Here is a 13788-nt window from a genome sequence, read left to right as displayed (position 1 = left end):
TAGCCGCTCGAAATTTCATTACGTGGTCGCAACGGATTTTAAATGCCTCGGCGACTCCGCCAGCAACCGCAAAACAAACGCTTCGTGCTTTGATGGGTTCAGCGCTTTCGGTCGCTCCTCGTGGCTTTGATTGAGTCGTGCCCGGTACAGGCCAGCCACGGCGTAAGAGCCAGTTCGGGAGGATTGACGCTCCGATGCAGACAATCCTGTTTTATGAAGGCATCTTCGGGAGACTTTCACGGGCAGCGGTCTTGGCATCTATTCGTCTTGGGAATCTGTGGCGGCGCAGCTGAACCGTGGCAAAAGAGATTATCGTCAAAGCCGGAGGGCGTATTCGTTCATCGCGTTCCGAAATGAAAATGATTCATGGTCGCGTTCGCATATTCGGCGACGACGACGCAAGCTAATGGAATTAGAGTTTCGGAGGATCGACCGCTGACCTCACGAACGACTTGCAGGATGGTCAAGCCAAGACAATTGTGTGCGTGTTGACGATATGAAATAAAGCGGCTATTGGGTAATTAACACAAATTTATTCATTAAAACCTCGCCAACAAATATTTGAGGCGTAGCGCGGGGGGCGGGTCGATTAAAAATCGAGATGACGTGGCTATTTTCGATCAAAGCTATGTCTGGTTCAATACCAAAAGATAAGGTAGAGTCTTAAGGTTTAAATAACTTTAAGATTTCATTAAATCTGGCGAAATACTGACCAATTTGTTGTTCCGATAAAACGTATATGACGTGATATATAGAATCCGCGTGGCCTGAAAATTTTCAAAACGGGATACGATACATGCAGAATGCTAAAACGTTTCTCAAAAGAACTATCGTCAGTCCCGTTGCGACGATTGTCTCGATGGTGGGCTCCGCTAAGCGTCGGCGAGACACGTTATTACCACCAATCGCTCGGTCGGCGTTTCTCGAAACTATTCCCAAACTGAAATCGGTGCTTGAAATTGGACCGTTCGAAAACCCGCAGATGGTTGGCGAAGGAACGGCTTACTTTGACGTTCTTGATCAAGCCGGACTTCGTAAACGAGCGGTTGAGGAAGGGCACGATCCTGCGGGGTGCCCCGTTATCGACTTTGTTTCCGATAGTGGTGACCTTTCAATCATTCCCGGCCCGTTCGACGCCGTATTTAGCGCGCATGTTATCGAACATCAGCATGATCTGATTAAGCATTTAGTGGATGTTTGCCGCCTCCTAAAACCAGGTGGCCGCTATTATCTCGTTATACCCGATAAAAGATATTGTTTTGATCACTTCTTAAAGGCATCGACCATTGAAGATGTCTTGGGAGCCGCGGATAATGGTCCGTCAGCAAATGTGGAACGTGCGATTCGGGATTCCTATTATAACCTTGCACACAGTATTCCGATGAAGCATTGGCTTGGTTTTCATGGAAACCGCGTAACGCACCAAGGCATGAACAAAGCGGATTGCGAGCCGGCGATCGAAAGCTACAGAGCAGGTAAATACCGTGACGTTCACGCCTTCCATTTTACACCATCTAATTTCCAGGCCATCTGTAACGGCTTGTATTTATCCGGACGTAGTCCACTTCGGCCCACTGCGGTCTATGATACCCGTTTTAGTTCTCTTGAGTTCTTCGCGGTTCTTGAAAAGCCATAATTGTTAGACACGCTAGGTGGACGATGAATCAGTGGCGGACGTCGCCGACATATACGCTCATGCTTCGGCCTTCCGCTCAGGACTCATTGATCAGAGCCAGAGGATGACGGTGCAACGATAGCGGAGAAGGAGACAGTCGGGCATCGATCATAGCGAGTAGCGACGGGGTGCTAGTCTTTCAGGCCACAAAACATAACAGGCTGAGCGAATGGGAGCTATTGGGTAACCCACGTCGGCACGGAAGTGTTTGCAAATGGGCGTTAGCGGAACGGCTCGACTTGATGAAAAGCGGACATTGCAACACGCGCATTAAGTGGCGATAAACGGGAATGCCGTCAGTAACCTTTCAACCGATCGACAGTGATCTAGTCGCTGCGAACCGCGCCTACTCTCGGTCATCCTTACGAACGCGCCGCATGCTGAAAAGCTACGTGCTTGGCAGTTTTGTGTTCGGCATAATCGCTGTTACGCTCGTATGGGATGAGCCAGCAGATGCTAAAGTGCTTACCTTCCTTGGCGGGGTTCTGTTCTGGACCTTAATCCTAAGCCTTATCTTAGCGTTGCACTAGATTCTTCTTCCTTGACGTGTCCGGCGCGTATTCATGCAACAGAAGGCTTTGCATGATGAGGTGGCGATTCAATGGGGCGATGAGGGCATATCGTTCGAGTCTGGAAGAGGATCCTCAAGGTTTCTCTGGGGCGATTTCATTCGGATAGCTGAAAACCAGAAGGCTATCGTGCTTCTTCAAAGCGACGCTTTGTTCAACTTCATTCCCAAACGAATCCTGTCCGCTGACGAAGTGGCGAGCATTATGGCCTATCGCGGTTGAACCAGCTGCGCCGATGTCCGCTATTGGGCGAAGGCGGACGTGACCTTGTCGCGGAAGTGCTACGTTTTGCAACAGAGCGCCAAGCGCTCGTTTTCTCTTAGGAGCTAATGTCGCAAAAGTGTGCTGCATGGCCGGCGGTTTTCGATGCAATTACGCGACATGCTGATCGGCTATGTCCGTGTGTCCACCGATGACCAAAAATTCCGGCTGCAACGCGACGCGTGAAACAGGCGGGGTGCAAGCGGACATTCGAGGAAAAGGTATCTGGTGCGAGGCGGGACCGGCCCGAGCTGATCAAGATGATTGAGCAGCAGCGCGACGATAACATGGTGGTGGTGACGCGGCTGGACAGGCTGGCACGCTCCACTCGCCATCTGCTCGATGTCTTTGAAAAGTTGAAGGATGTGGGGCGGGCCTACGCTCGCTAGCCGAGCCTTGGGCAGTTACGACTTCGCCAGCAGGTCGCATGGTACTAACCGTGTTCGCCGGCGCCGCCGAGTTTGAGCGCGAACTCATCCACCAACCGACTAGCAGTGGGCGGGTGGTCGCCAAGGCGAGGGAAGTCCGCTTCGAGCGCCCGCCAAGCCCCCACTTGACCAGATCGCACTAGGCGAGCGTTTCGTGAACGAGGGCACCTCGGTGCGCGAAGCTGCCAAGCTGCTCAAGTGCCACCATGCCACGTTCTACCGGGCACTGACCGCTGCGGCATCGAGAGCCTGAAGCCGACCTTCCCGCAATCGACGTGTCGTAAGGGGGAGCCTAACTGAATCACACCGGACAAACCGGTGTTAAAAACCCGGTTGATCGGTCAAAAGGCCTGTCACCTGTTTTGGCAGATCGCGATACGTTCTGACCTGAGGGGGCAGATTGTCGTGTCAAAGGACACGCTTCACCCTTCGACGCCGAGGCCGGACCTCCATGACAGGGGCAGACCGTGGCATGCCGTCCTCCGGGAGCAGCCGAGTGCTGTCCTATCGCTTTTCTGGCTGCTGCCCCGCTCGTGGCTTTGCAGTCTTTGGGCGTTCCGCGGCGGCCATGTCGGTGTTCGGGCGACACAGGCGGGTCAGAGGCTGGCACGCGATGCCCGGGTTCGAGCAACGCTGCTTGCCATCGGTCGTCGTGCAGGCGCGGCATTCGCGGCGTGTATCGATGCATCCTTGCGGTGCTGCGAGCAGGAGCGCCAACATGAGAACCATCGTCGTGTCCTTACGTCTCGGGAAGTGTCAGCAGATTGCAGGCGCATGCTCTGCTGCGTCAAGCGACGGATCGGAGCCGCAAGAAAGCGGACCGCGGTCTATGTCTTCGGTGGCCACGCAACGGTATCATGGTCAGGATGCTGAAGGGATCTAATTCCTGCCAGATGCGCCGCCGCTCGTGGCTCATCTAGCGGGTGTTCGGGGAGATTCGCCAATGCCTGAACGTCGGCGATGCGCTCGGACGAAGCAAGTTGTTCGGTCAGATGGACCAGGCGCGGTTCGTCCATGGCACCAAGCGTGAAACTGATGCTTCCCTCACCATATTCGAAGGTGAGCGGCGTGCCACAATTCCGGCAAAACCCACGACGAGCCTTATTCGAACTTTGAAAATGACCGGGCTGACCGCGGGTCCAGGTCACAGCAGACAGGGGCGCTCCGACATAAGGCCCGAACAGTCCGCCCGTTGCCTTCTGACACATTCGACAATGGCAGATGGAGGCGTCTTCCAGATCAGCGTCAATCCGGAACCGCACCGCGCCACACTGACATCCTCCAGTGCTGGTCATCATCAATCGAGAATTTCATATCGGCCGACCATTCGCAATGGGGACGACGCGGAATATTCGGGGCGGAGCGGCAAGCGGAACGGCAGCATTTGAGGGGGAGGAGGCGTAGCTAGCCACACCGAACGCGGCGTCCTTGCCGAAGATTAGGCACTTTGGGAAGCGCGACGAACCCAGTCGAGCTTGCGAAGCGACGATTTTGCCGGGCATGATCTTATAAGACAACAAGCAGCAATCTGGTGGAGAGATCCGATGGCAGACGCATCGAATGGGCTCCTTGATCATACCGGCATCGGTGTCACTGACATCGTTCGATCTGCGCGATTCTACGAAGCAGCACTTCGCCCCCTCGGGGCTAAAGTCGTCATGCGGATCAACGCGACTATGGGGCCGGCGGACGAGGGCGACGCCGACCTGGCAGGCGTTGCTTTCGGTACCGAATATCCCGCATTCTGGCTCGACGTTTTCCATCCAACCGGCGCGAGGCAACACACGGCGTTCCGCGCTACATCGCGCGAAGCTGTCGAAGACTTTTACCGCCATGGGCTGGCTGCGGGAGGGGTGGATAACGGCGCACCCGGTTTGCGTACGGATGGCTATCCTGAGGGCTATTATGCAGCCTTTATGTATGATCCCGACGGCAACAATATTGAGGCTGTGTACCGTGAGTCGAGGGGGTCGACCTGAGGCGCTTACCCCGTCCCGATCGGAAGCCCCTGACAGGACAGCGGCTTCGCCCGAGAGCCGGCACGCTTGTACGCTTCCCGATCTTCCATCCGCGAAGATGGAACATGGGGAGTAATCAGTCTCACCGATGTGAACACGATGCCCGATCATGCATGATTGATCAATAGCCATCTTGTTTATGCACGGTGTGAGGGCTAGGAACAGCGGATGCCCAATGACATCCCGTCCAGCCGTCGCGATACGATCCTTGCCCGTCTATTCCTGGGCGAACCGGTTCATGCTGGTGCGCTTGCCAAGGAGTTCGGCGTTTCCGAGGATGCGATCCGGCGGGATCTGCGGGGTCTTGCCGCGGAGGGCCTGTGTCGCCGCGTCTACGGCGGCGCCTTGCCCGTCGTCGAAGGGGCGAGGCCGATGGCCGAGCGTGTCGGCGAGGATGTGCACGGGAAGCGGGCGCTGGCTGACGCCGCCGTCCGGGTCATCGAACCGAGCAGCCTTGTTTTCATCGACAACGGCAGTTCCAACCTCGCCCTTGTTGAGACGCTGCCGTCCTATCTCAATCTGACCATCGCGACGAGTTCGGTGACGATCGCCGCGGCACTCCAGCATCGCGACGACATCGATCTGCTGGTGGTGGGGGGCATGATCGACCGGATGGTCGGCGGCGCCGTCGATGGTACGGCGCTCGAGGCGATCGCGCGGCTCAACATCGACCTGTGTGTCCTCGGCGCGTGCGCGGTATCCGCCGAGGGGGGCGTCAGTGCCTATGACCCGGCCGACGCCAGTTTCAAACGTGCGCTGACCGCGCGCAGTCACAGCACGATCGTCCTCGCGACGAACGACAAGCTCGGCCAGCATGCCCCGCACCGGGTCCTCGGCGTCGATGCCCTTACGCAGATCGTCGTCGAGCACGACGCCGATGCCGACCTTGTGCGCGATCTGACGAAGGCCGGCGCCACCATCGCGCGTGCCGACCCGCAAGACCCGCGCGGCCAGCGCTGAACCAAGGATATCCGCAGTGACGGTGCAACATTCCAGGGCGCGCCTCGCGACGCGTCTGGCCTTTCTCGTGTCGGGCTTCGGGCTCGCCTGCTGGGCGCCGCTCGTTCCACTTGCCAAGCAGAGGCTGGCGATTGGCGACGGATCGCTCGGGCTGCTGCTGCTGTGTCTCGGGCTCGGCTCGGTGGGCGCGATGCAGCTTGCGGGGCCGCTGACCTCGAAGCTCGGCGCGCGACCGGCGATCCTTGTCGGCGGCATCGGGCAGGCGATCCTGCTGCCCTTCCTCGCCTTTGCGCCCACGGTGCCGACCATGGCGGTCGCGCTGCTGCTGTTCGGCGCGTTCCTCGGCGTGATCGAAGTCGGCATGAACGTGCACGCGGTCGAAGTGGAAAAGCAGGCCGGCACGCCGCTGATGTCCGGGTTTCACGGGTTGTTCAGCGTCGGCGGCTTCGTCGGATCGGCGCTGCTGACCGCCGTCCTGTCGTTGAAGATCAGTCCGGGCGCCGGGGTCGTCGCAGCATCGGTCCTGATGATCGCGACGCTGGCACTGGCCGCGCCCCGGCTCATCCCGACCCCCAGGACCGAAGAGGCCCCGCTGGTCGTGATCCCGCGCGGGATCGTGGTGCTGCTCGCGGCGCTCGCGGCGATCACCTTCCTGACCGAAGGCGCGATGCTCGACTGGGGGGCGTTGCTGTTGAGCGGCAAGGGCCTGTTGCCGGTCACGCAGGCAGGGCTCGGCTACAGCGTCTTTGCGGTGGCGATGACCGCCGGCCGGCTGACCGGCGACGCGATCGTCGCGAGGCTCGGGGATCGGCGGACGATGCTGTGGGGCGGGCTGCTCTTGCTTCTCGGCTACGGCGTCATGCTGCTCGCGCCGGTCGCATCGGTCGCGCTGCTCGGGTTCCTGCTGATCGGTCTTGGCGCGTCGAACGTCGTGCCGATCCTGTTCCGCCAGGCCGGCACGCAGACCGTCATGCCCGCGGGCCTCGCGATCGCCGCGGTCACGACGATCGGTTACGCGGGCATCCTCGCCGGTCCCGCCGTGATCGGCTTTGTTGCGCAGGGCATCGGCCTGCCCGCCGCCTTCTGGCTGCTCACGGCCCTTCTGTGTTTCGTGCCGCTGTGCGCGAAGGCCGCCACCGCCAATGGACGTAGATCATGATCCTTCCCGACACTGCCTTCCTGCATCGCCTTGCCGACCTTGCCGATGCCGAGACGATGCCCCGCTACCGCACCGACATCGCGGTCGATATCAAGGTGAAGGAGGGGTACAGCTTCGACCCCGTGACCAAGGCGGACCGGGAGGCGGAGATCGCGATCCGCGCCGAGATCGGTGCGCATTTCCCCGACCATGCCATCCTCGGCGAGGAATTCGGGCTGACGGGCAGCGGGCGTGTTCGATGGGTGCTCGATCCGGTCGACGGCACGCGGCCGTTCATCTGCGGCCTGCCCGTCTGGGGGACGTTGATCGGGCTGACGGTCGACGGACGTGCCGAGCTGGGGATGATGAGCCAGCCCTTCACCCGCGAACGCTTCTGGGCGGATCGCGACGGCGCGTGGACCGAGCGGGACGGTGTGCGCCGACCGCTGGCGACGCGTGACGTCGGCAGCCTCGATCGCGCGATCCTGCACACCACCTCGCCCGAGCATTTCGGCGACGACCTCGCGCCCGGTTTCGCACGGTTGAAGGCGGCTGTGCGGATGATCCGCTATGGCGGCGAATGCTATGCGATGGCGATGATCGCGGCAGGCCGGATCGACCTGGCGATCGAGCCCTCGCTCCAGCCCTATGACATCGTCCCGCTGATCCCGATCATCGAGCGCGCGGGCGGTGTCGTCACGCGGCTCGACGGAGGGCGGGCGGAGGAAGGCGGCGCGGTGCTGGGCGCCGCGACTCCGGCACTCCATGCCGAAGCGTTGCGGATCCTGGGATGACCGCTTCCTCGCCGCCCGTGGTGTCACGTCCTGCCCGTCATCGCGCGGATGTCGGCGTGCAGCGTCGGCCCGTCGGGGTTCCAGCCCAGCCGCTCGCGGGTCAGCGCGCTCGACGCCGACATGTCCTTCGACACGAAGGCAGCGAGCCAGCCGAAATGCGCGCCGGCTTCGTCTGCGCTTACCGACGTCACGGCAGGCCGAAGGTTTTGCCGATCTTCTCGGCAATCGCGCGGTAGGGAATCGCTGTCCGAGGTTGGCCAGCTCGTCACCGAGCTGTGCGCGACCAGTCCCGAATTCGCGGCGTTATGGGCGGACAATGACGTTCGCTTCCACGGCGAGGGCACCAAGCGGCTGCACCACCCCGTTCTGGGCGCGATGGAGCTGGGATATTCGGGCTTTGCGGTCGATGGTCGTCCGGACCTGGGCATGATCGTCTACAACCCGGTCGATCCCGATATGGCCGATCGCATCCGCGCGATACTCGCAGGCTAGTCAGCAAGCAGGCAGCAGACGTTTTCGTGTCTGGCGTCGGATGTTCCTTAGGATCCCGATGGGGAGATGAGGCGCACGGACGAGATGCAGAACAAGCGACACGCGTGATACAGAAGGGTACGCTTAGCCTGAATGCCGCCGACGCACCGTTCCGGCTTTCGCGGCGGAGCGGCGCGTCGTCGTGCGGGGCGTTCAGCGGGCTTCGGTGATCAGCTTTGCGGCGGCGGGGGTGTTCCATTCATAGCCACCCAGCATGCGCCAGACTTCACGCCCGTCCGAATCATAGAGGATCGTGGTCGGCAGGTTCGCCTGATAGGCGATGCTGAGCGAGGCCTTGGCGTCGAGATAGGGTTTCAGCGTCGTGAACGCCTTTTGCGCGAAGAACGGCGTGACCTTCTCGGCGCCCTGAAGGTCCTGGCTGACCGCGACGACCTGGACCTTGTCCTTCATTGCGCCCGCGACCGCGTCGAGTGTCGGCATCTCGGCTACGCAGGGCGCGCACCAGGTCGCCCACAGGTTGAGCAGCAGCGGCTTGCCCTTGAAGCTGGCGAGCGTGACGGACTTTCCATCGGGGGCGGTGAAGCTGGACGTCGGCCCCGTCTCGCCCTTGTGGCTGCGGTCGATCTTGTCGACCGGGGCGACGGGGGTGCCGGTCGCTTCGTCGGGCGAGGCCGCGACTTCGTCCGATGCGGCGCCATTGCCCATCGCGGCGCCTGCCGCGTTTGCTTGCTCCGGAGCCGGCGATTTCCTATCGCAGCCCGCAATCAGCATTGCGCTACCCAGGAGACAGACGATCGACGCCCTTGAGAGCAGAGAAGGGGAGGACATGGACGGCTCCAATGCGATGTGGGGTGGACGCTTCGCCGAGGGTCCGGCCGCGGTCATGCGGGAGATAAACGCCTCGATCCCCTTCGACAAGCGACTGTGGAAGCAGGACATCGCCGGCTCCAAGGCGCATGTCGCGATGCTCGGCGCACGCGGTATCGTGTCGGCCGAGGACGCAGCGACGATCGCCGCGGGTCTCGACCGCGTCGCGGCGCACTATGCTGCCAATGGCGTCGCCGAGGACCTCGTCCTCGAGGATATCCATATGCAGACCGAGGCGCGGCTGGCCGAGGCGATCGGTCCGGTCGCGGGGCGGCTGCACACCGCGCGCTCGCGCAACGACCAGGTCGCGACCGACTTCCGGCTCTGGGTCCGCGATGCGATCGACCAGGTGCTCGCGGCGCTCGGCGGGTTCCAGGCGGCGCTGCTCGCGCGGGCCGAGGAGCATGCGGCGAGCGTGATGCCGGGGTTCACGCATCTGCAATCCGCGCAGCCGGTGACGCTCGGCCATCACCTGATGGCGTATCACGCGATGATCGCGCGCGACGTCAGCCGCTTTGCCGATGCGCGCGTGCGGATGAACCGCTCGCCACTCGGCTCGGCGGCGCTGGCGGGAACGGGCTTTCCGATCGACCGCGAGATGACCGCGCATGCGCTCGGCTTCGACGGGCCGATGACCAACTCCCTGGACGGGGTCAGCGACCGCGACTTCGCGCTCGATTACCTCGTCGCGGCCACGCAGTGCGCGTTGCATCTGTCGCGGCTGGCGGAGGAATTCGTGCTTTGGGCGTCGCAGCCGTTCGGCTTCGTCGCGCTCAGCGACCAGTGGTCGACGGGCAGCTCGATCATGCCGCAGAAGCGCAATCCCGATGCCGCCGAGCTCGTGCGTGGGCATTCGGGGCGGATCATGGGGTGCATGACCGCGCTGATGGTGACGATGAAGGGCCTGCCGCTTGCCTATTCGAAGGACATGCAGGACGACAAACCGCCGGTGTTCGAGGCGCATGACCTACTCGCGCTGTCGATCGCGGCGATGACCGGGATGGTCGAGAGCGCGACGTTCCGGACCGAGCGGATGCGCGCGGTGGCCGAGGCGGGCTTTGCGACCGCCACGGATCTCGCCGATTGGCTGGTGCGCGAGGCGGGGCTGCCGTTCCGCGAGGCGCACCATGTGACCGGGCGTGCGGTGAAACGCGCGGAGGATCTGGGCATCGCGCTCGACGCTTTGTCGATCGAGGATCTGCAGGCGATCGATGCGCGGATCGACGACCGGGTGTACGGCGTCTTGTCGGTCGATGCGTCGGTCGCCAGCCGGACCAGCTTCGGCGGCACCGCGCCCGACAATGTACGCGCCGCGATCCGCGCCGCACGGGAGACGAGCGAATGACACGCCTGATTCTTCTCGCCGGGCTGACCCTGTCGGGCCTGTCGCTGACCGCCTGCGGGGCGGCCGACGGACTCGAACCCGCGCCCGGCAAATCGCTGCCGGTCGCGCCGTACGGTGCGAAGACGACACCGACGCCGACCGCGCTGCTGACACCGACGCCGCAGCAGCGCCCCGAACGCAGTGATGAATTGCTCACCAGCTCGCGCGAGCGGCGGAGCGACGAATTCAACCTGCCGCCTTCCAACTGATCACAGGCCAGCATGGACCATTTCCACTATCGCGACGGCGTCCTCCATGTCGAGGACGTCGCGCTTCCCGCGATCGCCGAGGCGGTCGGGACCCCCGTCTATGTCTATTCGACCGCGACGTTCCGCCGTCACGCGCAGGTGTTCCGCGACGCGCTGAAAGGCGCGGGGCGCGTGCATCTGGCCTATGCGATCAAGGCCAATCCGAACGTCGCGGTGCTGCGCGTCCTGGCTGACGAGGGCTACGGCGCGGACGTGGTGTCGGCGGGCGAGATGGCGCGCGCGCTGGCCGCGGGCATCCCTGCGTCGGACATCGTGTTTTCGGGCGTCGGCAAGACCCGCGACGAACTCGCCCGCGCGCTCGATGCGGGGATCGGCCAGTTCAACCTCGAGCTCGAGGAGGAGGGCGAGGTGCTCGCCGCACTCGCCCGCGATCGCGGCATTCGTGCACCGGCGGTGCTGCGCGTGAACCCCGATGTCGATGCGGGCACGCACGCCAAGATTTCGACCGGGCGTAAGGAGAACAAGTTCGGCGTGCCGATCGACCAGGCGCCGGCGATGTTCGACCGGTTGTCGGAGCATGAGGGGCTCGATCTGCGCGGGGTGGCGATCCATATCGGCAGCCAGCTCGCGGATCTCGCCCCGCTCGAGGCGGCCTATGCGCGGATCGGCGAACTCGTCGCCGAACTACGCGCGGCGGGGCACGTCATCAGCCGGGTCGATCTGGGCGGTGGTCTCGGCGTGCCGTACAAGCCCGACGACGTGCTGCCGAGCCCGGCCGACTATGGCGCGATGGTCGCGCGCGCGACCGCGGGCTGGGACGTCGAACTGATGTTCGAGCCCGGGCGCGTGATCGCGGGCAATGCCGGCGTGCTGCTGACCAAGGTCATCTGGGTGAAGCCGGGGGTCACCAACCCCTATGTGATCGTCGATGCGGCGATGAACGACCTCGCGCGTGTCGCGATGTACGATGCCTATCACGACTTTGTCGCGGTGGAGCCGGGCGGCGAGCGGATGACCGCGAACATCGCCGGGCCGGTGTGCGAGACCGGCGACACCTTCGCGATGGGGCGTGACATCGACGTCGTGAAGTCGGGCGATCTGGGGGTGTTCCGCACCGCGGGTGCGTACGGCGCGACGATGGCGTCGACCTATAACAGCCGTGCGCTGGTGCCCGAGGTGCTGGTCGATGGCGACCGGTTCGCGGTGGTCGCCGACCGGATCGAGCCCGAGACGATCCTGGCCGCCGAGCGCGTTCCCGAATGGCTCAAGCGGTGAGCCTGCACAGCCTGCCGCTGTTCGTGCGGCTGGCGGGCCGCCCGGTCATCCTGCTGGGCGAGGGCGAGGCGGCGGATGCGAAACGCCGGCTGCTCGACCGCGCCGGCGCGCACGTCGTCACCGATGAGGCCGCCGTGGCCGCGCTGGCGATCGTCGCGATCGACGACGAGGCGGAGGCGCTCGAGGCGGTCGCGCGGCTCAAGGCGCGCGGTGTGCTCGTCAACGCGGTCGACCGGTCCGAGCATTGCGACTTCACGTTGCCCGCGATCGTCGACCGCGAGCCGGTGCTGATCGCGATAGGGACCGGCGGCGCGTCGGCCGGGCTGGCGGCGGCACTGCGGCAGCGGCTCGAGGCGCTGGTGCCGGCGGACCTGGGCGGGCTGGCAAACGCCCTGCAGCGCGCGCGGGGCGCGATGCGTACGCGCTTCCCCGATGGCGGCGCGAGACGGCGTGCGCTGGCCGATGCGCTCGCGCCGGGGGGCGTGCTCGATCCGCTCGGATCGTCGCGCGACGTGGCCGGCTGGCTCGCAGGGGGATCGGTACAGGATGGGGCGATCGTGCGGATGACGCTCGCATCGCCCGACCCCGACGATCTGACATTGCAGCAGGCGCGGGCGCTCGCCAGCGCCGACCGGGTCTATCACCGCAGCGACGTGCCGCCGGCGATCCTCGATCGCGCGCGCGCGGATGCGGCGCGGATCCCGTGCGATGCGCCGCCCGATGCGCAGGGTTCGGGGCTGGTCGTCGATGTGGCGATGCGCGCGTGAGCGGGTTCGGGTTCAAGGTCGCTGACGGAGTCGCGTCGCGGCTCGCGGTCGAGGCGGCGCCGGCCGCGAGCGGCGATCTGGTCTGGGTGCATCTGTCGACCACCGAGGACGAGGCGCAGGCCTGGCTTCGCGACGAGGCCGGGCTCGAATCCTATGTGATCGACGCACTGACCGCGACCGAGACGCGGCCGCGTTGCGAGGCGGTCGGCGAGGGGGCGTTCCTCAACCTGCGCGGGCGGACGAACGAGGAGATGGATTCGTCCGACCTGCTCGCGTCGCTGCGCATCTGGGTGGTCAAGGGACGCGTCTATTCGCTGACACGCAAGCCGCTGATCGCGATTCCGCTGGTCGAGAAGGAAGTCGAGGCGGGGCGGGTGCGCGATCCCGGCGATCTGATCACCGCGTTCGCGACCGCGATCACCACCGATCTCGACCCCGAGGTGGCAGCGCTCGGCGACGAGCTCGACGATTGCGAGGAGCGGCTCGACGCCAAGCATGTCTTCGCCCTGCGCCGCACCGTCAGTGAGGTCCGCGTGGCGGCGATCAGCTATCGCCGGTTTCTCAATCCGCAGCGTGCCGCGCTCGAGAAACTGGCCGCGCTGCCGGGCGACTGGCTGCGCGACGACGACCGGCTGCACCTGGCGGCGGCGGCGGACCGCGCGGCGCGGATGGCCGAGGAGCTCGAATCGATCCGCGAACGCTCCGCGCTGACGCACGAGGCGCTGACCGACCTGCGCGCGGAGCAGATCGACAATCGCTCGCTGATCATCTCGGTCGCGGCGATGGTATTCCTGCCGCTGACGTTCCTGACCGGGCTGTACGGGATGAACGTGAAGGGGCTGCCCTTTGCCGAGGAGCCCTGGGCGTTCGATGCGATCGCGGGCGGCTGCCTGGTGATCGCGCTGGGTATCGTGATCTACTTCGTCCAGCGGCACTGGTTCGAACGGTAGC

General features: G+C 63.7%; 14 protein-coding genes and 1 pseudogene. 13 read left to right on the top strand and 2 right to left on the bottom strand.

The features are described 5' to 3' along the window. Positions 1-796: 796 nt before the first annotated feature. The 3 genes and pseudogenes from J3A66_RS09970 (at position 797) to J3A66_RS09960 (ending at position 3186) form a co-directional block, all read left to right on the top strand. Complete coding sequence (locus J3A66_RS09970; protein ID WP_209568561.1) at positions 797-1636, top strand: class I SAM-dependent methyltransferase; 840 nt, start codon at positions 797-799, stop codon at positions 1634-1636. A gap of 602 nt (positions 1637-2238) precedes the next feature. Continuing rightward, positions 2239-2466, top strand: a complete 228-nt coding sequence (locus J3A66_RS09965; protein WP_209568559.1) for a YcxB family protein — start codon at positions 2239-2241, stop codon at positions 2464-2466. Positions 2467-2625: 159 nt separating this feature from the next. Then, positions 2626-3186 (top strand): annotated as a pseudogene (locus J3A66_RS09960) (recombinase family protein). A 574-nt stretch (positions 3187-3760) separates the two neighbouring features. Here the strand turns inward: J3A66_RS09960 and J3A66_RS09955 are convergent. Beyond that, positions 3761-4228: a GFA family protein gene (locus tag J3A66_RS09955; RefSeq protein ID WP_281064230.1), complete on the bottom strand. Its 468-nt coding sequence runs from the start codon at positions 4226-4228 to the stop codon at positions 3761-3763. 249 nt (positions 4229-4477) lie between these two features. On the opposite strand from J3A66_RS09955, the gene J3A66_RS09950 reads away from it, so the two are divergent. The 5 genes from J3A66_RS09950 (at position 4478) to J3A66_RS09930 (ending at position 8335) form a co-directional block, all read left to right on the top strand. Continuing rightward, positions 4478-4912, top strand: coding sequence for a VOC family protein (locus J3A66_RS09950; protein ID WP_209568555.1), 435 nt, complete (start codon positions 4478-4480; stop codon positions 4910-4912). A 207-nt stretch (positions 4913-5119) separates the two neighbouring features. Next, positions 5120-5911: a DeoR/GlpR family DNA-binding transcription regulator gene (locus J3A66_RS09945; RefSeq protein WP_209568553.1), complete on the top strand. Its 792-nt coding sequence runs from the start codon at positions 5120-5122 to the stop codon at positions 5909-5911. 16 nt (positions 5912-5927) lie between these two features. Further along, entirely contained in the window at positions 5928-7070 is a 1143-nt protein-coding gene (locus tag J3A66_RS09940) for an MFS transporter (protein ID WP_209568551.1), read from the top strand. Continuing rightward, the gene (gene hisN / locus J3A66_RS09935; RefSeq protein ID WP_209568549.1) at positions 7067-7843 is read left to right on the top strand and encodes a histidinol-phosphatase; all 777 of its coding nucleotides are present in this window, start codon (positions 7067-7069) and stop codon (positions 7841-7843) included. The genes J3A66_RS09940 and hisN overlap by 4 nt, the downstream gene beginning before the upstream one ends. A gap of 120 nt (positions 7844-7963) precedes the next feature. Continuing rightward, positions 7964-8335, top strand: a complete 372-nt coding sequence (locus J3A66_RS09930; protein ID WP_183935892.1) for a hypothetical protein — start codon at positions 7964-7966, stop codon at positions 8333-8335. A 192-nt stretch (positions 8336-8527) separates the two neighbouring features. Here J3A66_RS09930 and J3A66_RS09925 read toward each other — a convergent pair whose 3' ends face one another. Beyond that, positions 8528-9040, bottom strand: coding sequence for a TlpA disulfide reductase family protein (locus tag J3A66_RS09925; protein WP_348634026.1), 513 nt, complete (start codon positions 9038-9040; stop codon positions 8528-8530). A gap of 139 nt (positions 9041-9179) precedes the next feature. On the opposite strand from J3A66_RS09925, the gene argH reads away from it, so the two are divergent. The 5 genes from argH to J3A66_RS09900 are packed head-to-tail and all read left to right on the top strand — an operon-like array spanning position 9180 to position 13787. After that, complete coding sequence (argH, locus tag J3A66_RS09920) at positions 9180-10547, top strand: argininosuccinate lyase (protein ID WP_209570463.1); 1368 nt, start codon at positions 9180-9182, stop codon at positions 10545-10547. Beyond that, positions 10544-10795 (top strand): hypothetical protein, encoded by a 252-nt coding sequence (locus J3A66_RS09915; protein WP_031394336.1) that lies wholly within the window; start codon positions 10544-10546, stop codon positions 10793-10795. The genes argH and J3A66_RS09915 overlap by 4 nt, the downstream gene beginning before the upstream one ends. A 12-nt stretch (positions 10796-10807) precedes the next feature. Further along, positions 10808-12070 (top strand): diaminopimelate decarboxylase, encoded by a 1263-nt coding sequence (lysA, locus tag J3A66_RS09910; RefSeq protein ID WP_209568544.1) that lies wholly within the window; start codon positions 10808-10810, stop codon positions 12068-12070. Beyond that, positions 12067-12837 (top strand): NAD(P)-dependent oxidoreductase, encoded by a 771-nt coding sequence (locus J3A66_RS09905; RefSeq protein ID WP_209568542.1) that lies wholly within the window; start codon positions 12067-12069, stop codon positions 12835-12837. The genes lysA and J3A66_RS09905 overlap by 4 nt, the downstream gene beginning before the upstream one ends. Further along, entirely contained in the window at positions 12834-13787 is a 954-nt protein-coding gene (locus J3A66_RS09900; RefSeq protein WP_159512193.1) for a zinc transporter ZntB, read from the top strand. The genes J3A66_RS09905 and J3A66_RS09900 overlap by 4 nt, the downstream gene beginning before the upstream one ends. Position 13788: the final 1 nt, after the last annotated feature.

Source organism: Sphingomonas sp. PvP018, assembly GCF_017876865.1.
GTDB classification, from domain to species: domain Bacteria; phylum Pseudomonadota; class Alphaproteobacteria; order Sphingomonadales; family Sphingomonadaceae; genus Sphingomonas; species Sphingomonas aerolata.
The sequence above is the reverse complement of the archived record's forward strand: the minus strand, read 5'-3'. Positions and strand labels throughout refer to the sequence as shown.

Bases quoted from the DNA above. Each gene is read 5' to 3' on its own strand.
- J3A66_RS09970 (WP_209568561.1), top strand. From the start codon at position 797: ATGCAGAATGCTAAAACGTTTCTCAAAAGAACTATCGTCAGTCCCGTT.
- J3A66_RS09965 (WP_209568559.1), top strand. From the start codon at position 2,239: ATGCAACAGAAGGCTTTGCATGATGAGGTGGCGATTCAATGGGGCGAT.
- J3A66_RS09955 (WP_281064230.1), bottom strand. From the start codon at position 4,228: ATGACCAGCACTGGAGGATGTCAGTGTGGCGCGGTGCGGTTCCGGATT.
- J3A66_RS09950 (WP_209568555.1), top strand. From the start codon at position 4,478: ATGGCAGACGCATCGAATGGGCTCCTTGATCATACCGGCATCGGTGTC.
- J3A66_RS09945 (WP_209568553.1), top strand. From the start codon at position 5,120: ATGCCCAATGACATCCCGTCCAGCCGTCGCGATACGATCCTTGCCCGT.
- hisN (WP_209568549.1), top strand. From the start codon at position 7,067: ATGATCCTTCCCGACACTGCCTTCCTGCATCGCCTTGCCGACCTTGCC.
- J3A66_RS09930 (WP_183935892.1), top strand. From the start codon at position 7,964: ATGTCCTTCGACACGAAGGCAGCGAGCCAGCCGAAATGCGCGCCGGCT.
- J3A66_RS09925 (WP_348634026.1), bottom strand. From the start codon at position 9,040: ATGGGCAATGGCGCCGCATCGGACGAAGTCGCGGCCTCGCCCGACGAA.
- argH (WP_209570463.1), top strand. From the start codon at position 9,180: ATGTGGGGTGGACGCTTCGCCGAGGGTCCGGCCGCGGTCATGCGGGAG.
- J3A66_RS09915 (WP_031394336.1), top strand. From the start codon at position 10,544: ATGACACGCCTGATTCTTCTCGCCGGGCTGACCCTGTCGGGCCTGTCG.
- lysA (WP_209568544.1), top strand. From the start codon at position 10,808: ATGGACCATTTCCACTATCGCGACGGCGTCCTCCATGTCGAGGACGTC.